The 19,022-nt window shown below is 45.0% G+C and carries 28 protein-coding genes; all 28 read right to left on the bottom strand.

Translation table 11 applies throughout. The annotated features are described in order from the left end of the window. Positions 1-6: 6 nt before the first annotated feature. Positions 7-945, bottom strand: coding sequence for an ABC transporter permease (locus ACQ5DJ_RS28580; protein ID WP_047074807.1), 939 nt, complete (start codon positions 943-945; stop codon positions 7-9). Between the two features lie 163 nt (positions 946-1,108). Next, positions 1,109-1,450, bottom strand: a complete 342-nt coding sequence (locus ACQ5DJ_RS28575) for a DUF3870 domain-containing protein (RefSeq protein ID WP_012683929.1) — start codon at positions 1,448-1,450, stop codon at positions 1,109-1,111. A 137-nt stretch (positions 1,451-1,587) separates the two neighbouring features. Further along, on the bottom strand, positions 1,588-2,151 hold the full coding sequence (locus tag ACQ5DJ_RS28570) for a hypothetical protein (RefSeq protein WP_429845406.1): 564 nt from the start codon (positions 2,149-2,151) through the stop codon (positions 1,588-1,590). A gap of 55 nt (positions 2,152-2,206) precedes the next feature. Further along, positions 2,207-2,623, bottom strand: a complete 417-nt coding sequence (locus ACQ5DJ_RS28565; RefSeq protein WP_429845400.1) for a hypothetical protein — start codon at positions 2,621-2,623, stop codon at positions 2,207-2,209. Then, the gene (locus ACQ5DJ_RS28560; RefSeq protein ID WP_007725191.1) at positions 2,623-2,775 is read right to left on the bottom strand and encodes a hypothetical protein; all 153 of its coding nucleotides are present in this window, start codon (positions 2,773-2,775) and stop codon (positions 2,623-2,625) included. Before ACQ5DJ_RS28560 ends, ACQ5DJ_RS28565 begins: the two co-directional genes overlap by 1 nt. Positions 2,776-2,778: 3 nt before the next feature. Then, positions 2,779-3,102, bottom strand: a complete 324-nt coding sequence (locus ACQ5DJ_RS28555; protein ID WP_429845405.1) for a hypothetical protein — start codon at positions 3,100-3,102, stop codon at positions 2,779-2,781. Positions 3,103-3,353: 251 nt separating this feature from the next. Further along, positions 3,354-3,557, bottom strand: coding sequence for a hypothetical protein (locus ACQ5DJ_RS28550; protein ID WP_007725184.1), 204 nt, complete (start codon positions 3,555-3,557; stop codon positions 3,354-3,356). A gap of 28 nt (positions 3,558-3,585) precedes the next feature. Next, entirely contained in the window at positions 3,586-3,732 is a 147-nt protein-coding gene (locus ACQ5DJ_RS28545; RefSeq protein ID WP_007725181.1) for a hypothetical protein, read from the bottom strand. A gap of 14 nt (positions 3,733-3,746) precedes the next feature. Next, positions 3,747-4,586, bottom strand: a complete 840-nt coding sequence (locus tag ACQ5DJ_RS28540) for a hypothetical protein (RefSeq protein ID WP_429845399.1) — start codon at positions 4,584-4,586, stop codon at positions 3,747-3,749. Next, the gene (locus ACQ5DJ_RS28535) at positions 4,586-4,948 is read right to left on the bottom strand and encodes a hypothetical protein (protein WP_429845398.1); all 363 of its coding nucleotides are present in this window, start codon (positions 4,946-4,948) and stop codon (positions 4,586-4,588) included. Before ACQ5DJ_RS28535 ends, ACQ5DJ_RS28540 begins: the two co-directional genes overlap by 1 nt. 83 nt (positions 4,949-5,031) lie before the next feature. Then, the gene (locus ACQ5DJ_RS28530) at positions 5,032-5,289 is read right to left on the bottom strand and encodes a hypothetical protein (protein WP_429845397.1); all 258 of its coding nucleotides are present in this window, start codon (positions 5,287-5,289) and stop codon (positions 5,032-5,034) included. Positions 5,290-5,480: 191 nt separating this feature from the next. Next, positions 5,481-6,833, bottom strand: a complete 1,353-nt coding sequence (locus tag ACQ5DJ_RS28525; protein ID WP_429845396.1) for an ATPase, T2SS/T4P/T4SS family — start codon at positions 6,831-6,833, stop codon at positions 5,481-5,483. After that, entirely contained in the window at positions 6,833-7,951 is a 1,119-nt protein-coding gene (locus tag ACQ5DJ_RS28520) for a hypothetical protein (RefSeq protein WP_429845395.1), read from the bottom strand. The genes ACQ5DJ_RS28525 and ACQ5DJ_RS28520 overlap by 1 nt, the downstream gene beginning before the upstream one ends. Further along, entirely contained in the window at positions 7,948-8,220 is a 273-nt protein-coding gene (locus ACQ5DJ_RS28515) for a hypothetical protein (protein WP_429845394.1), read from the bottom strand. The genes ACQ5DJ_RS28520 and ACQ5DJ_RS28515 overlap by 4 nt, the downstream gene beginning before the upstream one ends. After that, positions 8,217-8,735: an SAF domain-containing protein gene (locus ACQ5DJ_RS28510; RefSeq protein WP_429845393.1), complete on the bottom strand. Its 519-nt coding sequence runs from the start codon at positions 8,733-8,735 to the stop codon at positions 8,217-8,219. Before ACQ5DJ_RS28510 ends, ACQ5DJ_RS28515 begins: the two co-directional genes overlap by 4 nt. Beyond that, positions 8,732-9,622, bottom strand: coding sequence for a hypothetical protein (locus tag ACQ5DJ_RS28505; RefSeq protein WP_429845392.1), 891 nt, complete (start codon positions 9,620-9,622; stop codon positions 8,732-8,734). Before ACQ5DJ_RS28505 ends, ACQ5DJ_RS28510 begins: the two co-directional genes overlap by 4 nt. 2 nt (positions 9,623-9,624) lie before the next feature. Then, a complete protein-coding gene (locus tag ACQ5DJ_RS28500) occupies positions 9,625-10,389 on the bottom strand; it encodes a hypothetical protein (RefSeq protein WP_069853023.1) in 765 nt (254 codons plus the stop codon). Positions 10,390-10,539: 150 nt separating this feature from the next. Beyond that, a complete protein-coding gene (locus ACQ5DJ_RS28495; protein ID WP_017246987.1) occupies positions 10,540-10,818 on the bottom strand; it encodes a hypothetical protein in 279 nt (92 codons plus the stop codon). A 108-nt stretch (positions 10,819-10,926) separates the two neighbouring features. Then, the gene (locus tag ACQ5DJ_RS28490) at positions 10,927-11,544 is read right to left on the bottom strand and encodes a hypothetical protein (RefSeq protein ID WP_429845391.1); all 618 of its coding nucleotides are present in this window, start codon (positions 11,542-11,544) and stop codon (positions 10,927-10,929) included. A 97-nt stretch (positions 11,545-11,641) separates the two neighbouring features. Further along, positions 11,642-12,151: a hypothetical protein gene (locus tag ACQ5DJ_RS28485; protein ID WP_429845390.1), complete on the bottom strand. Its 510-nt coding sequence runs from the start codon at positions 12,149-12,151 to the stop codon at positions 11,642-11,644. Next, positions 12,148-12,579, bottom strand: coding sequence for a TadE/TadG family type IV pilus assembly protein (locus ACQ5DJ_RS28480; protein WP_429845389.1), 432 nt, complete (start codon positions 12,577-12,579; stop codon positions 12,148-12,150). The genes ACQ5DJ_RS28485 and ACQ5DJ_RS28480 overlap by 4 nt, the downstream gene beginning before the upstream one ends. Then, the gene (locus tag ACQ5DJ_RS28475) at positions 12,576-13,073 is read right to left on the bottom strand and encodes a prepilin peptidase (protein WP_429845388.1); all 498 of its coding nucleotides are present in this window, start codon (positions 13,071-13,073) and stop codon (positions 12,576-12,578) included. The genes ACQ5DJ_RS28480 and ACQ5DJ_RS28475 overlap by 4 nt, the downstream gene beginning before the upstream one ends. Beyond that, positions 13,070-13,246, bottom strand: a complete 177-nt coding sequence (locus ACQ5DJ_RS28470; RefSeq protein ID WP_012683911.1) for a hypothetical protein — start codon at positions 13,244-13,246, stop codon at positions 13,070-13,072. The genes ACQ5DJ_RS28475 and ACQ5DJ_RS28470 overlap by 4 nt, the downstream gene beginning before the upstream one ends. A 90-nt stretch (positions 13,247-13,336) precedes the next feature. Then, entirely contained in the window at positions 13,337-14,251 is a 915-nt protein-coding gene (locus ACQ5DJ_RS28465; protein WP_429845387.1) for a type II secretion system F family protein, read from the bottom strand. 11 nt (positions 14,252-14,262) lie between these two features. After that, positions 14,263-15,159, bottom strand: a complete 897-nt coding sequence (locus ACQ5DJ_RS28460) for a type II secretion system F family protein (RefSeq protein ID WP_429845386.1) — start codon at positions 15,157-15,159, stop codon at positions 14,263-14,265. 11 nt (positions 15,160-15,170) lie between these two features. Then, complete coding sequence (locus ACQ5DJ_RS28455) at positions 15,171-16,655, bottom strand: CpaF family protein (protein WP_429845385.1); 1,485 nt, start codon at positions 16,653-16,655, stop codon at positions 15,171-15,173. Between the two features lie 11 nt (positions 16,656-16,666). Then, positions 16,667-18,070, bottom strand: coding sequence for an AAA family ATPase (locus ACQ5DJ_RS28450; protein ID WP_429845384.1), 1,404 nt, complete (start codon positions 18,068-18,070; stop codon positions 16,667-16,669). Further along, a complete protein-coding gene (gene cpaB / locus ACQ5DJ_RS28445) occupies positions 18,067-18,795 on the bottom strand; it encodes a Flp pilus assembly protein CpaB (RefSeq protein ID WP_429845383.1) in 729 nt (242 codons plus the stop codon). Before cpaB ends, ACQ5DJ_RS28450 begins: the two co-directional genes overlap by 4 nt. Positions 18,796-19,022: the final 227 nt, after the last annotated feature.

Here is a 19,022-nt window from a genome sequence, read left to right as displayed (position 1 = left end):
AAACGATCATCCTTCGCTCTCCTTTCGATGCAGCTTAATTCGTGGATCAATGATGCCGTACAGGACATCGACGACAAACATCAGGAAAATCAAAAGTGCGCTATAGAAGACGGTCGTTCCCATAATGACGGAATAGTCACGGTTATTAATGCCAGCGACGAAGTATTTCCCCATCCCAGGAATCGCAAATATTTTTTCGATTACAAAGCTTCCCGTTAAAACGTTGGCAATCAGTGCGCCCAAGAGCGTGACGACAGGCAAAATCGCATTACGCAGCGCGTGCTTCAACACGATCGTCGCCGGAGACAGCCCTTTTGCACGAGCAGTTTCAATATATTCCTGGGTCAACACTTCCAGCATGTTGGTACGGGTCAAACGAGCGATAATCGCAATCGGACCAAACGCCAATGCAAGCGCTGGCATAATCACATGCTGCCAAGTACCCCACGTTGCAGTCGGTAGCAGCTTCCACTCGACCGCCAAATATTTGATTAATAAGGAAGCGACAACAAAGCTGGGAACAGATATCCCAATAACAGCAATAATCATGGCAAGGTAATCAATGAGACGGTTATGTCGTAGCGCGGCGATCACACCAAGAGCGATACCGGTGACAATCGCAAAGACGACAGAAATCAGACCGAGTTGAAAAGAAACGGGGAATCCACGGGCGATCATTTTGTTGACCGTATCCGAGCTGTTGGCAATCGATGGCCCAAGGTCAAACTGCACCAGCTTTTGCAAGTACAGTCCGTATTGGACGAGTAGTGGCTTATCCAGGTTGTAATAGGCATTGAGGTTGGCAGCAACCGCTTCGTTTAATGCCTTTCCTTCTTTTTCAAAAGGAGATCCTGGAACGGCATGCATCAGGAAAAAGGTGAGGGTAATGATGAGCCATAACGTCACGATCATGGAGATAAATCTGCGGAAGACAAAAGATAGCAAGGACTCTCCTCCTTTTCATCAAAAATCCGTAAAACCATGTTGGTGGCAGTGACTGAACTCTCGTAATAAGCAAAAAACCCAGCAAATGCACGCGATCATGGCATTTGCTGGGTTTTACTTACGTGTATGCCGTGCATACGAATAAATAAAGCAGCGGGTGTATTCATTTGGTGACTGTGGCTTTATTTCTCGTGGAAACTGCTTGTTTGTACTTCTTTTGCGCGTCCTTGAACGCTGCGATCAATGTTTTCTGGGAAGATCCAAAATACCGAAAGCGAATCTCTTCGCCAATTTCCTCCGACGCCATAATCGAATGACCGATAAAGATCGACCGAGCAAAGTCAGACGTCAGTTGGACTGTGGAGGAACAGGCCGCATCTACGATCTTGTCGTTGGAAGTATCGACTACCAATCCGATAAAAAAAGCACTGAATTGCTGTGTAATCGGATTGTTCGAAGAGGACTGTGCATCGCCTACGATATAAATGGTATCTTTATCAAACAAATCGATAACCCCACTTTTACTATGCTTAACGGACCGGCAAACGGGATGTTCGGAGAGCGACTTCCTCACAATCGCAAGCTGGGTAAGCACTTTCCTACATAGTACCAGAAGAATTTGCAATTTGTAAATAAGTCTGACTAATCTTTCAGTTCTTCTACAGATACGACTGGAAACGAATGTGCGGGCAGCATTGGCAAAAACGGTTGCTCGTCGATGTAGGCAACTACTACATGGGATGGACCGACCATTGCCTTCGGTGCGAGCTGCAGTTCCTCCCCATGCTCAGTTACGACGGTAATCTGCAGCATTCCGCCTCCCGGACGAGCTGGCCCTTTCGTTGCTCGCTCTGTCACGAAGGTTGTCCCATTGTACTGTAGTCGTAATTGGAGGTCATTGCGCCACGAACGGAAATCCACATAATAGCGTGAGAAAGGAATGGGATCAGTGGTCACACTGTCTGCTTGAGGGACGAACATGGCTTGCTCACGACGGTAGCCACCGTTCTCGTACATTCTGTCATCAAAACGTTCAAGAGCCTCGTCTTCGAGCAGATCAATCACACCCTCTGTTTTCAATACAGGATCAACAGCAAAGGTGGCGTGATGATTAGACAACTCCAAGAGTATTTTCACTTCTGTTTTTTTCTGCATGGCGATGTCTGCATCCACAATAAACATACCTACCAGCAAAAAGAACAGTATCGTAGTAATAGATAAGATGTTTATACCCGTAACGATAGCCTCCTAACGGGAGCTTTTACAGATCGTAGTCCATGATGTTAACTGTACCTATTCTTTGAACTTGCAAGGAGTCAGCCGGCATTGGAATCCATGAGGTAAAACGAGGGTATGGAATTGCCAGCTCCACGACAAATTCATCTTCGTGGCTCCATAAGACGGGATCAAGTGAATGAGTGCGAGTGACACTAACAGACAGGTCCTGATCTGGAACGGAAAACTTTTTCTCTCTCAGTTCCCGAGCGATCAATGCCCGAACCTCTTGTTGCAAGTTGGCTTCACTCGTCCCCCCGTGGTTGCTGACGTATTTCGTAGCGGCCGCGCTCACTTCCAATAATTCGTTTCTGGCCTGAACAACCGTATGTACTTGTAATAGTCCCAATGGAACGAGTAGCATAACCATAATGTTCAGGATCACAGCGATTAACTGACCCATTAGCCTGTACCAAAACGCGTTACTTCAGCGAGCAAATCACCGAAAAACTGCGTGCATGCCGAAAGGAGATTTTGCGGACCGGTGAGAAGCAAGCCTACCGTCAAAGGCAAAACGATAGCCATTACGGCCAAAATGCTAATCATTTTATTCATGTACTACCACCCTGGATCAAAGTATTCGGACGGACGGCTTCCCGTAAAGGAAAAGGATGTATCCCCCTCCACAAATTTGTGCAGCCATTGGGTCACTTTTGAAGGCTGGATGGTAACCGACAAGGTAATCGCCTCCTGCCGCTCTTTGCGAGCCCGCTCGCTCTCGGTTCGAGGCCAGCTCCCAGCAAACGCATCCCCTGTCACTTCCCAACCCAGTTCTTTCATTTTCAGAAGATAGTAATCTGCTAACGTCGGCTCCAAATACCCGATGTCCTGCATATCATCCAGTAAGTCAGCATAGATTCCACGTGCAATCGCCCTTTCCATTGCGTACAAGTGGTAAGCTCCCAATGCAGAAGTGATCAATAAAAGGACCAGTAGACAAATAAGAAAGACTTTTGCTTTCACCATCGTTTTAGAAACGCCAGCTCCTCTTTAATGGAAGATGACCGTCGCTACTCGATACACCCTTTCTTGTTGTGTCTGTTTAAGCTGCTCCTCTGGCTGGAGATTCCAAAGCACCGCGGACAAGCTCCCTACCATAATCGAAATGATGAGAAGAACGTGGATGTGCAGCATTAGTTTGACGATGTATAGGATGTGCCGTTTTGCATCCTGAAGTTGATGTTTTCATTTCGGGTATCGTAATTCAGCGATGTGATGGATTGGTTAATACTCTCGGCAGAATCGTTTGCCGCCGGGCTTAACTCATTGCCATAGCTGCTGACACCGATCCCTAACACCATGACGCATGCTAAAAATATAAAAAACATTTTCGACATCTCAAATTTCCCCCTTTTCTTACGTGATTTAAGGTATGGCTTTGTCGATCCACCCAACTGCTCGATCTCTCAGCCCATCTTCTCTCACTACCGATGTGTTTATTTCGGACAAGCTAGAAACGATTATTCCTAAAGAGAAAACAATGCACATGATGATAGATAATAGCTTGGTCATGAGTTTTCTCCTCCTCAGATCAAATATTTATCCAGAATTTCTGTAAGCAGCTTGTACCAGGGAAACATGGCGACCAATAATCCCATGTAAAATGCCGGGTAGACAATGACCGTGTAGCCGATCCCCAAAGACTTTATCTTTTTTCGATGACGGAACATTCTTCGATGATCGACAGCCCACTCCATTCGTTGCATAGTTGCACTTACTTGTCCTTCGCTCAGCGTCTCAATTGTACGCATGCTCGACACGAGGATAATTCCGTCGTCGACGCCAATTTTGCGTTTAAAACTCTCAAGCGCTTCATTAGAATCTCTGTTCCACTCAGATAAAGTAGGGATATACTCCTTTAGCTTTCTAGTCGGTCTTGCAGCCTTGACCATGGCATTGTAAATGGGCACCTGATTTTCTAGAAGGGTCACATAGCGATTGATAAATCTAGCAATATCTGTGCTCAGCATATCCTCCCTGTGATTGGCCCACATCTTCAAACCCATGTACGGCAGCATGTAACTCCCTGCAGATACCAGGCACATCGACAGAAGTGGAAATGATTCCATTCGACTTACGACGACCCACATAAGAATCAGGATACAAACGGTACTTCCAGTCAACAGTTGCAGAAACACCCACTCCGGTTTCCCCCATCCAAAAGGCCTTCCTGCTCGTGATAGTAACTGATCCCATTTGTCGTCTTCGTCAGGCTTGAGTGCCTGCTCCCACTTTCCCCACCACACCCCGGAAACAAATAGTTTCGGCTTTTGCTTGTGAAACAAATACTTCCCGATCATAAATGTTGCACTAAAAACAAATAGAGCGCCTAATCCAAGGTAGGTATACATGACTAGCATTGGCATTAGCGATATCTCCTTCCCCAAATAAACGCCAACAGGATCGAAAAGGTCCACACAGTCGCCGCAATCGCTAATATGGCCTGTCCATCTGGCGTGTAGAAATAGAGACGATAGGAATCTTGAAGCAACCCTTGGTTGTAGGGGATTAAACAAATGCAAATCGCTATGACGATAAGCAGACTGATCCAAATGGAGTATATTTCACTGTCACGCTCATGCTTTTCATCTTGTTGTACAAACATCTCATTCGTTAACCGATTTAGAGGTGACTGAATATCTTCTGTTTCTCCTTCCAAACCGCTGGAAATATACGTTGCAAAATCAAAAGCCCACGGATGATCCAGTCTCTGCGCAAATTGTTCCACTGCCGTAACCGAGTTTCCCCCATCCGAAAGGCTATTGTTCAGCAGAAGGAGGTCAGGCAATAACTCTTTGGGGCATTCCTCTATCATTCGCGAAAGGTAAGGACGATGTTTTTGCGACTGTTATAATAACGGGCAAACAACTCTACGAAACGACAGAAGGAGCTGATTTTTTTATTCATTTGTACGGTATAGCGTGCATATAGAATCAGTGTTGGCAGCAAGAGGAATAAGAGAAAAAGCGACAAGGATACAATCATATTTCCTAACAAAATACCCGAGATGAAACCCACTATCCCGCCAATCATGGATAGTAATAAGTACCCTTCTGGTGTACCTCCCACGATTTGACACCAACGCTCAAAGCGTTCATACAACATGCGCCGGGTAGAATGCCTTAAAAATTTTTCTCTCCATACCTCAACTGTACGCGGGAAGAATACGCGTGGACTTCTCCATCCCTTATACAGGTGTAAGCCGAGAAACAGAAAGCCAGAGAAGAGACATAGAAACACGGGGAAAAGAAATGTGTAAATCATAGCTGCCTGCCTATATCGGTAAGACGCAACTCTTTCAACACTTCAATGTCTGCTTTACCGACATAACACATGTATTCAACTAAATGTGGGCTCAGTTGATTTCCCGTCCATTCATAAGCTCCCGTCTGCATGTTGCGACCTACTAGGGGAATAGATTCGACTCGGTTAAATGATGAATTCCACTCTGTCGTATGAATGGCATCAATAAAACGATGACCACTGTTGCGGTATGTAAGCGAATTGACAAAATTGACTGCCCTGCTAATCCGCTCCTGGGTCAACTCGACACTCCGCCCTCCGTATTGATAAACAAGATCGGTCAAATCATGTAACGCTCTATGCGCAAATCGTTCGTGCATCGCTCCGATTGTAGCGTCCGTCCCTCTGATTCCGGCATTTATAAAATGATACGCTTCTATAGGCTCGCGAATTTCTCCAATCAAAATCGTATTTGCGGTTGATCGGTACATATCTTTGAAGCAATGCTCTAATTCAATGCCGATTTCCTCCACGTTTTGGAGTTCAATCACTTCACCTGGCCAAATATCACCAAATCGCATCTCATGTTCACTTTCAAAGATCGTGATATATTCTGTCCGAGGGTCCTTCAGCTTCATCATACACATCATCAATGTTGTTTTCCCTGCAGCCATCGGTCCAATAACCAGTACATTGCTGCGTCCGTACACTTGCTGTTCCATTAGCCATTGAATTCTTTCGTCGAAGGCTGGCTGTTGCTGTATACGGAGTTGGTCGAGTGAAAAAGTAGGCGTTGTAAATCGTCTAACCAGAATGGTCGGTACTCTAGAATAAGGGAAAGTGAACATAGTCAATCTCGCTTTTAGTGAATGTAAGTATCCGCTCAATCTAGGTTTTTTCTCGTTAAAGGATAGACCCGCTGTATTGGTCAACTTTTGTTGGAGGGTTTCAACCTCTTTCCAGCTTGGTGTGTAAGAGAGAAATTTTTTGACCCCTTGCTCCAAGTAGGCAATGTTGCGGTTTGCAGAAATTCGCACTTCCTCTACCCACGGAGACAAATGGAGGACGGCATCGAGTATGCCCCACCCATAAGTAGAAAAGGTGAGCCCTTCATAACCGTTGACATGCGGCAAAATTTGTTCGGTCACTGGTCGTTGCAGGACTTCCTCGAAATAATGCTGCAAGCGAAGAATAATATGGTTGTGACTATCACGATCTCCCTGTTCTGCCAAAGCGAGAATTCGTTGCATCTCTAGCTTCTCTTCGCGAGTTTTGCCAAAATGATTTAAATAATCTCTTGCTGCTTGTTTCATGTCCTCAATGGTTTGGATGTCCGATCCAACTGGTTGTTCTCGTTCTATCCCTCTCATCAGCAAAACACCGCACTTTTATCCATATATTGTGCCTTAGCAATTTCCTTCAAACTGCTGATGTACGATTTGGGAGGTAAAAACTCTTCTATTAATACACTGCAGCTCTGTTGAGATTGATTGAGCCTGCTCTCCGAAATGCGTGGTACTACACCGTAGACCGAAACATCCTCCCCGATTCGAAAGGGTTGCCCAGGATCTAAGTGACTGAGAAGAACCTCGCATTTCACTCCTCTTTCTCTCCATTTATGCAGCCACTCTCTGGCACTATCGATACTAAAGGGATCAGCTCTCACGAATAAAAGATTGCGGTCAACGGTATGAAGCAACCGCTGTAATGTCTCAGACTCAGGGAAGCAGTAACCCCAATCGACGTATACATAGTCAAATTGCATGCGAAACACACTAATTAGATTGCTTAATTCAGAGCTTTTCCATTTGCTGGCGGCATGTGCGTAATACAGATTAGGCAAATGCGCGCTCTGTTTGCAGACATTGCTCCAGTTACGCTTGGCAGTTGTTTGTATATCGATAAAGTCAGGACGAAATAAAGATAATTGATGTTGTTGGAGTTTGAAGAAACGTGTTAAATCCGGCTTAGCGTCATTCATATCAAGTACGACAATTCGCTTTTCAGGATGCTGTCTCGCTAGTATGACGGGATAATTAATACAAAAAGTAGTAATGCCAGAAGCTCCATAGCTCAATAAAGCGTAAACGAGCCCCTTTTCTTTTGACGATCCGGTATCTGCACAATCTTGCACGAGGCCTAGAAGCAGACTGATTTGATGGCGTATTTCTTCTTGAGATAAATGGGCTGATAACAGATATACATGCTCTAGCCCAGACTCCTCCGCTACCTTCTCGATCATCTTCTCATCCCGATAAAGAGGAACAATAATTAACGGTGAGTTAGACGGGAGCTGTGCTTTCAGTGCCGGAAGCCATTCCCAAACGGGAGAGTTAAACATTTCAGAAAAGATCACGGTAGCTTCTGGCATATAAAGCTGTACAAGCCGTGAAAACTCCTCCGCCGACTCTGCTACCAGCACATCACTGTACACAGGCATATACGTCTTGGCGAGTGACTTCATCGGATAACAAACTAAAATTTTCATGACGCTTGCTCCTTTGAACCCATGATATGACCTACCTGAAGCATCCCATATGACATTGCCTCGCTTACTATCACATACTCCTCGTCTGTCAAATTAAAGCCGATAAAAGCTGGTAGTGCTGTTGGCTGAACCCGGTAGTCACGATATCGTTTTTCGCCATTCTGCAACGGCTTTTCTCGTGATCCATGAAAGATGGAGTCCATCTGATCAGGAGATGGCAACAAGCTCGGTTTTAGTGTATAGATCTCGATACCATTACTGTCCCTCACGCTTGCAAGCTGACTTTCAAATAACAAATCTGCCGTATCATTGGTTTTCGAAAATGCAGTGGTGCAGGATAGTCTTGCAGCTCCGAGAGACTCTTGTATTTGACCCAAATTTTCACATGGTCGCCTTTACGTAATTCCGTTAAAGGATGAATGGATAGGAGGGGGAACTCGTAGCGCGCCTCCCCTTTTTCCGGTAAAAGCTGTGTATCTGTCAGCTTTTCCACTAATAATTGCTCACCTTCGTATATTGTCTGCGTGCTCCTTTTCCCCAGAACAGTATCCAAATCACGCGCTGAGCCTGGAAGAATTTCATCCACTTCTTCCTGCACAAGTATCACATCATCTCGTGTAATCGGCTCGAAGGCTGATATTTCTTTCCCTGCAGCTACCTTTACAACTGGGGCAAACAGCTTTTCCGCAGCCATCGCGTCAATATATTGAGTCGCTGCATAAAAGGACGACCCTGCTAACAGAAACGAAATTAAGCAAATGACAAGCAATGTTTGCTTCTTCATAACATCCTTCCTTTACAAGCATGAATCAATGACTGAAACTCAATCTCTTCCTCCGGGAAAAGCTCCAATAGTAGGTTGGCTTTGGCGCTGGCCATTGCTGTTTTCTCTCCATCCATCAACGGAATCATGTCAGTTACCTGTGTAGCTCCCGACTGCTGATCCCATAATGAGAGCGTTCCTTCTACTTTTTTCATGATGCTTGTCCGAGACAATTGGCTATTCCACTTGTTTGCTATCATTTTTATTTTTCTTCTTTCTGTCTTCCACCAAGCAGGGGCTTGATCTACCAAGAACAAACGGGTAAGTCTAGCCAAATCTGCATCAAAGACTACCCATATTTCGTCGGCATGCTCAAAAATTTGTTTGGAGTGGAGATCATTCCAGTAGGAAGAAACATCAATGACAACAATGGGACTATCCTTACAAATCCGTAGTAACCAGTTGGCTGTATCTGTTTGAGAAGATTCGTGCTGAAGTTGTGCTGGGGATTCTATCTGGATGCGAAGATGGTTATTCTGCATGAGGAGCGATGGTGTAGGAGAATCTCTTACTTGTTGTCGAACTCTACGTTCAAAATCAAGTGCAAAATAATAATAGGAAGTCACTTTTGGTAACTCGCAAAGGGTGACAGGAATACCTTTTCCTGACCATGCATACGCTAGGTTACTTGCAAGAAAACTAGCTCCAGCCTGTGCGTACAAACTCATAACAGCAATACATTTACGCTGATACGACTCCTGTTGCTCAACTATTGGTGGCGAAATTTGTGGCGAAGCAAGCTTTTCTTTAAGCACTCTCCATTGCCGCTCTTCCTCAATTGACTGTGAAAACTCCTGCTGCTCCAAATCACGGAACCTGGAGACAAAGCGGCTCATTTGGCGAAACATGATTATCCCACCTGGGAATCATTTGATTTATTTTTACTGGCAATGTATTTCTCAAATTTCTCAACCATCTCTCGAACGGTGAGGGACTTGCGATGATAATAGTATATTTTGCGCAGCCGCTCTCGTTCCTGAGCTGTCATTTCTGGTCTCACTTTCATGGCTAGTTCGATTAACAGAGCGAGCTCAACGTTGTTAGGTCTTCCTCTTCTCGGTGGATTGGCAAATAGCTCCTGCTGCTTTTTATTAAATGCGTTTGGGTACTCTACCAGCCACATGTCTACCAACGTTTCAATATCTTCATGTGTACGTACTCCGAGCTTCATCAAGTATTTAAAATATGTGGGGATGGGACGCTCACGTATCTGCCCATTTTGCCAACGGGCAAGGAATCCATTTGGCATAGTAAGGAGCTTGGTAACGTCTCGGATGAGTGCTATCCGATTTGGCGATTGGTATTGAACGACTGCTTCCTTTACTAGCGTAAACAAAATGTCATGATAACTGACGCCTTTATACCCGCTTCCATACTCTGTGATGTACCATTCCTCAACTGCTCGATCAAAATCTCTCCGGCAATTCGATAACTGAAGCTGATTCAGATGCTCATAAAACTCTTCTAGATCATACTGAACCATAAACTCTTCCTGGTAATCTCCAAAAACAAAAGCAATAAAGGATTCCTTAAACTCTTCCAATGACAACAATGTCAGCTTGTTTGTCTCCTCATAGCAGCGGTTGACTAATTCGATTGCACTCTTTGCCAACACGTCAAAATACCCCCATTTTCCTTTTTATAGAGCGATAGATATTCTCCAACAACATTCTCGTGACTCGTCGAATCTTATTTAGCCTGATAAACCAGGCATTTCACTTTATGGGTCGCCTCACACGCACCCGTGCAAGGCGATTAAGAGAACCTACTCAGTTACAAAGTAAAGTTCTTCTCCGGTCGCGAAAAGAAGTGCGATCCTTCCCCCGCGTTCCATGACGGTTGGAGCATTCTCCATTACAATCAGTCCGTCATTGAGTACTACTCTGTCTCCAAATCGATGTACGGATTCGATCTGGAACGCTCCCTGCGGAACTCTTTCCACTGAAAGATACCTACCGGGTTTGTGCTTCTGGTAGCGTACTTGTCGCCCCAGAAGCTGCTCCACGGATGCAGAGCATTTCTGGTGAGCCTCTACTGTTGCCATACGCAACGCCTCCTTCTCTCACCTGTAGAGTACGGCCGTTTCATCTGCTTATAAGCCTATGAAACTATCTCTACCGTAAAAAAAGACAGCAGGGTTGTGCAAATATTTTTATAACTCTTCCCAATAAGAGGGATCACTAAGTTCGGGATACATTTCAGTGACCATATCAAATGGTGAAAAGTAGAGTGTATCGACGAGAATCTTGAGTTTATATGTTTTCAGGAGCGTGTATGCTCTCTCTGTTTTGCTGAAGATACTTGGCAGTTGACGCAAATCTGCCAACTTTAGTAGATGCTTGCACATATAGTCGATGCATATTTTTGCCCGTTCCTCACCCTTTATGCTCTGAAAATAAGCTGGGGGAAAATGACGTCGTATGCCTGAAAGCACTTCTTGGTAAACCCATAGCACTCGTTGCTCTTCTGAAAGCCGTGGTAAATACGGATAAGCAAATTCGACGAAATAATACACATCCTCAGCCTTTGCCTCGATAGGCGGTTCAATAAATTCTCTTACTAAATGCAGCCTCAATTCTTTGACATCTTGCAAGCTCAATTCACGTCGCGCCTGCTCTGGAGTCCACCTTTTTACATTTTCAATCGCATATCTGACAACTAATTGGACTTTTTGCTTACGGTACTGCACATCTTCGAACTCATACGGGGAAAAACGCTTTTGCTCTCCGTTAAGAATTCGTTTGTACCGATCGACTATTTTTGAGGGCACTGTCATCTCACTCCTATCCCCATTTTTGGAATATACTACTAAATTACCATGCGGGATTAGGACAAAAATAACAGTGCCTTCGTTCAAAATTATGACTTTATTCATAGACTCCAGACTGGGAGACTCTGTTCATTTTTACAAAAAGCTCATCCCAAAATACAGGTATATACTTTTCAAGCTTTACTTCTACATGATAGATTCCTTGAAAGTACAAATAAGGCCGTTCACCTTTTTGGTGAATGATAGAGACCTCTTCACTTGTCCCCTCCAGATTCGGCCTGTTTAATTTCCAAAGAATCCCCGCTTCTTCACGTGCCCCGCGAATGATATCCGCATCACGCCATTCAGCTTCTTCTGTTGTCGCAAACAATCTGATTTGCTTATCACCATTTGAATCCACGTACTCCCATTTTCCAGCCGTACGCGCTCCTTTGGTTATTAAATCTGCTGTATGTTGCATCTTCATTTTTAGATAATCTGTCTGCTCCAAAAATAACAAGATAGAGAGTAAGCTACCTAAGCAGAAGAGAAAGAAGAGCGCAGTAATCATTGTTGCCCCGCGCTCCTCCTTCACTCGAAACAAAAAATGGTGCAACAAATCATTCATTGCTTCTCCTCCGCATTTTCAACCATCATGTGATAGCTTTCGGTTATCTCGTATAATTCCCCCGTAGCGAGGAGCCGAAATGAAACTATTGCTTCAGCTTTTACATGACTACCTTTTCTCCAGCCGTTCCCATCAAGCTCCAGCTGCACATCTTTGTGAAGGACTCCGATACCTTGTGCTAATTCTGATGTTCCTCGCTCTTTCGCATGGAATTTGGCCAAACCGAAATTTGGCTGCACTGCAGCAATTCTCCCTGCCTCATACGCAGCCGCCAATGCCTTTTGCTTGTTGTACATCATGCTGAATTGGTCAAAGGAGAATACGATCAAGATCCAAACTAAAGGAAACACCAAAATAAATTCAATCATTTGGCTGCCTCGCTCATCTTTCATCCTCGCACGTATCACTCGTCCCATGCGTGTGATCATCCGCTTGCTCCGATGACATCTCGTACGGATTGGAACACAAAAGCACCCAGCAAATATACCGCGTAGGGGAATGAAAAAGCTGTTTTTTCCCTGCCTGGAAGCCAAACTTGTCGATGAGCCAACCATCCAGCTGCTATGATTTGAAGATTGTTGCATAAGCGAGCCCAATTTTGCGGATAGAACACCATAACAATCAGGCACAAAACGATGGAATGCAAAAACAAAGAATACACCGCACCCCAGCTCGTCCAAGCACCAACAGCCATCAGCAACTTTTGATCCCCCATCCCCATCCCTTTTAAGATTACGGGACCAGCTGTCAACAAAAAGGCTCCCACCACACCTAGCAAGGCTCCGGCTAATAATTCACCTTCCCACTGATACCATAAGCCGACAGCAATCGCCGGAAAAACAAGGGTATTCGATATTTTTTTTCGTCTCCAATCCATCCATGCTGCCGCTCCTAATAGGCCCAGCAAGGCTACGTTTGTCATTTGCTTATCTTTTCTTGCAGTTCCTTCAGCTTCTCGTCTTCGGCAGTACCTAGTTGTGTCAGTGTCGGAATAAGCACAATCAAGATGACGGCAATGATAATGACCATTTCCACGATCGTAACACCGTCCTCTTCATACCAAAAACGCTTGACGTAATCTGCGATGGTTCCCATTCCATTCACTCCTCATTGAGATTTTGGTTCTATTTTCACTCTGCCAAAAGACAGTGCCTCTCGCAAAAATATTTACATGTGCTTATTTTTCTACAAGCTTTCTCCGATGCCAATGAATGCAGGCCCCATCACTAAGAACAACAGCGGCAGACCCATTAACAAAATGACAAAAGGCAATAACCTGATATTTAACCGATTCATATGGGTAGCAACTTCGTCTTCTTGTTGTCTCACTTGCTCCTCTACTTGGACAGACAACATTTGTGATAAGCTAACCCCTTTTTTCATCGCCTCGTTCATCTCCATCGCGATGGTAGTCAACGAATCTACCTCCCACCGAAAGGCCAGCTCTTCAAGCGCCTTTCTCCAGTTCCCATGCCTTTTTTCTCCCATTTCTAGACTCGCGAGCTCTCTTCCCAGTCTTGCATCAAAACGCCTCGCTGTCTGCTTAACAGCCTGCTGCAATGGCATGCCTGCTTCCACCAATGACTGCACAATGCTAAAAAAGATAGGGACCTGCGTACGAATTTCAGCTTTTGCCCGCTTATCCGCCCAATCTAGCAGCATATTGGGCAGCAAGTACAAAAATAAGCTAAACGTTAAGGGAAGCCCATTCACCGTACCAATTTTTTCACCATTAACCATGCTCATTGCCAATGAAGCTAGAGATGAAACAATGAAACACATACTGATGAGCCGGAACACGACAATCTCTGTCAGGCTTATTTCGATCCCCAGACGCGCCAATGTTTCCTCCATTTTTTTCTTATCGACACCCGTCCATTTGTAGAAATGCTGTAGCAGTACCTGGTTTTTCTCCAAGCCTCGAACCAGTGTCCACCTTTTTCGTCCTTGTTGAAACGATTGCTCAAGTTTGGCTTGTTTCTCGGAATCAATCCTGCCCAAAAGTGTGGCGGAGAATGGTTCTCCCTTACTCACACATGACGGAAGACCGTATAGAAATATAGCAACACTCACCAATATACTAATGACGAGAACGAACATTGCACCCTCTCCTATGCTCCTCTGCTTATGCTCTTATGCGCAACATAACGAATTGCTTCTCCCCCAATCAAAATAGAAGCCAAGCTTCCCAAAATAAGCAACCGTCCCCCCATTGTGGCCGTTAGTGGGTCGAAATGATTGGGATTATTCACATACAACGCAATGACAAAAACAAACGGCATGACACTTAGTAAATTCACTTGTGCAACGATCTGAGCCATAGCTGCTTTTTGTCTACGGAGCGACTGTCGGCGCCGCAATATCGAAGAGGCAGCCAAATCGAGCGTTTTGGCCATATCTCCCCCCATTTCACGTTGAATGTGGACAATGGTCGCTAAATATTTGACATCTGCTGATCCTGTACGTTCAAAGAATCGATTCATTACGTGCTCTAACGGGACTTGTACCCGCAATAGCTCTACAATACGCCTGTATTCCTCTAATACGATTTCTGATAAGAATGGACTAGCCGCTACCTGTTCAAACGCATGCAAATACGATGGAGAAGTTCGTAAAGAACTGGCCATGAGACGAATCGCTTTTACATTACCTGCTTCGAAATCGTCCTTTCGACGAGCTCCCCATACACTCACCAACCGTTCGGTAAACATAATCCCTGCCAGCAAAGCAGGCAATGCCATCCACCAAGACTGCAAGATCTGACTACTCACACCAAAGGACGCGATCCCCAATATAAAAGAGAGAGTCACATACTGGTTTACCCCCCATCCTGAGCGCGATTTCGCCAACCTCTCCTCAAACTGCTTCCAAATTGTTTTTCTTTCCTGTTGCAGCACTTCTACGATTTCGTGCTTCCCCGTCGGTTCTCGCATATACAATTTGTTGGGCATGATCAATAACAGGATGGCCATCCCCATCCCTATCGCAATAGGTAAGATAATATCCATGCCTTCTCCTCCTATAGCGGTATTGGTGTGGTGAAAAAGACTTGCTCAATCTCCTCTCGTGACAGCCCTTTCTCTAGCCATCGCTTAATCAATCGCTCTGGGCGATAGCCTGTCCATTTGAAGTGACCCTTTACCCTCCCATTCTCCACCCCAGTTGCTTCGTACACGTAAATATCCTGCAAATACACCCGATCCGGGAGAACCTGCTTAATGTTACAAGCTCGTTTTATCCATTCTTCATGCGATTGACCCGTCCCCACAACCTCCGTTATCGCAACCACCTTGCGACTACCATCTTCTTCAAAACGTTTTACTTGAACAATCAGGTCCAGTGCTGAACCGATCATTAAATTGCGCTCCTCAGTACTATATCCTTCATCTGCTTTTCCAAATAAAATGGGCAATGTTGAATCGACCAAAGCTCGTGGTGAGTTTGCATGCGCTGTGCTCCAGCTACCGGGGTGATCCGTATTCATCGCCCAAAGCATATCTACGATTTCACCACCTCGTGTCTCACCGACCATAATGACATCCGGCCTTTTTCTTAAGGACAAACGCACACAATCCTTGATCGAAAATCCACCCTTCCCCTCATAATTCGCAGGCTTCGCTAAAAATCTGCGCACAAAAGGATGCTGGAGCTTCATCTCCAAAACATCCTCGATCGTAATAATACTCAAATGATCAGGAACATATTGAGAGATGAGATTGAGCATGTGTGTCTTGCCTGAGCCTGTTCCTCCACTGACAATGCCAGATGCACGAGATAATTGGACGGCTCTGTTTAAAAAGAGAAGCATCGGCTCGCAAATGGAACCATACCGCAAGTAGTCGGAGTCGCTGAGTAACTCACGGTGTTTTCTGATCGTGAGCATATGACCATCGGGTGAAATAGAGCGATGCGTAGCAGCGACTCGGGAACCGTCCGGAAGCTGTGTATGCAGCTCTGCTTTTGTTTCATTAAACTCACGCCCCATTGTCGCTGCAATTTGTTCCAATAAGCGCAGCAGCTCTTCCTCATCACGGAAAACAGCAATGTCTGGCGATTCAAGACGACCAGTACTTTTTCTTTCAATGACGAGATAGTTATAGCGATGAAAAAGAATCTCCGTAATGTCGTTATCCTCTAACAAAGCATCTAATGGCCCCCAACCCGTCAAAGAATGCAGCAATCGTTTTACTTCTACTTCCATTTGTATGGATGTCAGTGTGGTTTGCGCCTCCAACAGCATTCGAATATCTGTCTTCAACTCATCTAAAAAGAGTGGGGACTGCTTTTCCTCCCATAATCGTTTTCCGTATTTCTCAACAATCTGGGTACGAATTGATGTTTCTCTATCTGTCCCGACCCATTTTTCATTCGTCCGCTCGTGATCAGCATGCATTTTTTCGTGAAGCGTCGAAGGGACTCCCGCCATTCCCCTCCCCGCTGATCGTAATTCTTGCGTTGTGCGGATATGATTAGAAATGCCTAGTAACTGTTTTTTATCGAACATGACACCCTCCCTTATCCCCATAACCACTTGAAGAGAGATGTTTTCTCTTTTTGTTTCTCTTTTCCAGCAGCCTTCATTTGCTCCCCATCTACGGGGAACAGTGCTTTTCCTAATGTCTCAATGGCTTCCTTGGCCGGAATTCTCCCTGTCTGGAGCATGACTGGTGTTCCGGTGTTAATCGATTTTTTTACTTCCACATCGTCAGGTATTGAGAAGATTTTTTTGCTAGGGTGCAGTTGGAAGTAGGCACGAATTTCATCTAAGGTAAACATCTCTTTCCGTTGCAATCGATTCATGCAAATTTGAATGCGTTCTTCAGGGTACTCTGCTTCTCTCAACAGTTTCAGCAATCGTTGAATATTTTCAATGGAGTCTACCACCGGATTTCCCACCATCACGACATGTTCTGCAAAAAACAGAGCTTGAATCGTTGCATCTGTTGTATCAGGAGCCGTATCGATTAGAATGACATCGTAGTCGCTTTGTTTTAACGTTTCGAGAATCAGATATAAATGATAGTCACGGATTTCAAAGCTTTGCCGAATATCACGAGGGGAGGTAAGTACATGCAATCCCGTATCAGGATGAGCAACCACATATTTCTCGATTTGTTGTGGAGATAACGGCAAGGCTTGTGCGTATTCCTGCCATTCCTCACTGCTAATGGAATACGGGTCTTTTCCTTGACTCTGAATAAACGAATGCAACTGAGCATCAAGATCCTTTACCCACGTAAAAAGATTAGGGGTACGAGGGAGATTCAAGGTAGTTGCAAATGTACCGAGATCAAGATTGAAGTCAACAGCAATTACCCGCAATGGGAGACCTTCATTTTTTTGCATGGAAAAGAAAACCGCCAGCTCACGAGAAATAAATGTTTTTCCTACGCCACCTTTTGGGCCGTAAACGGTAATAAGCTGTTTGGGACGAGTCATTTCAGGCACTCGTCCATCTGTGATCGGCTCGGCGAATGATGGCGGCTGGCTCGGATAGCTCTTGGTTTGTTCCTGGATTACATACTGGTGTTGTTGTGGCGCAGCGTCTGCTACCATACCTGGAGGCTGTATCATCATGGCTAACGCTTCGATTTGCCCTGGCTCAATGGGCTTAGCAATAACCCATAAACCTAAGTTCCGGAAAAATGGCTCCCACATCAGTTCATCCATTGAGCAAGCAGCAATAAATGAAAGATGAGGAAAGGCTAGCCGAAATTGCTGACACAACACACCTCTTTCCGTTCCTTTTATACCACCGAGTAATACTAGATGGGGTTGGTTTGTCTGTAATTTTGCCCATGCCTCTTCCACTCCGAGTGCTTCCCCGCACACTTCTACCCATCTGCTGTTTATAAGTTGAGCCGTTAACAAACGAGCTGAATCTCGATCATCGTCTACTATGAGCAAACGCCTTTTCACTCTTGCTCCTCCTTTTGAATACCCCAGCGTGTTTTCGTCTTCATTAACTCTGCAGCGAATTTAGCGTCTCCTATTCCCGGATGTCCCCCATCCTTTAGTGCCGCCAAGCCCAATCTGATTTTTCCATAATGAAGTGCGTGTGTTAGCAGAACAGCCTCATCACGTGTCAGGGAGAGAGTAACAGCTACCAAATTAGGATGATCACCTTCCATTTCGCGTTGAATACCAATGATCGGCATGTTTTGCAATAGGATTCCAGAATGTGCTCCTGTCTCATCTTCAAAGGAAGCATAGACGTGCACCCTTTCTCCGCTCGATACATGCGGTGAAACTCCTGCAACATTGTCTACGGGAATGCTCATACCTGTCATCTTCTCAGTTATCACTCCGCTGCCTTGCGCATTACTTGTTTGCTCCAAATCACTTTGCAATAACGGTCTGCCTCCCTTCACTTGACGGGTGAACGCTAAACCGACAAGACGCTGTCCTTCTTCCCATGGAATCAAACCTGGAATTGGAGCAATGGGTTGTTGAAAAATCCCTCCCAGTCTTAGTGTCAATGGCTCCATATCCCTCGCTTCAAGTAATTGGCCACTTTCTTTCACCACTGTTGACCGCAATTGTATATAGGTCACTTGATGCGGCTTCAAAATGATGTAGGTCGCTACACCTATACATGTAGCGAAAAGCAATATAGCCAATAGTCGTAACGGATGTATAGACATTCTCCCCCTCCTCTCCAATGTTTCTAGCGTAGGGGAGATTAGAGGGACAAAAAAAGAAAACAAAAAAACCGTGCATTCGTTCTGCACGGTTACACTTATTACACAAAAAAAGCTGCATTCTCCATTACTTTTTACAAGTAATCGGGAATACAGCTTTTCGTCTTATTCCTTCAAAACTGAATACGCATGATTGCTAAGTGTGTGGATAAGTCCTCGACCGATTAGTA

The organism is Brevibacillus sp. FIR094 (assembly GCF_050477165.1).
GTDB lineage: Bacteria > Bacillota > Bacilli > Brevibacillales > Brevibacillaceae > Brevibacillus.
The sequence above is the reverse complement of the archived record's forward strand: the minus strand, read 5'-3'. Positions and strand labels throughout refer to the sequence as shown.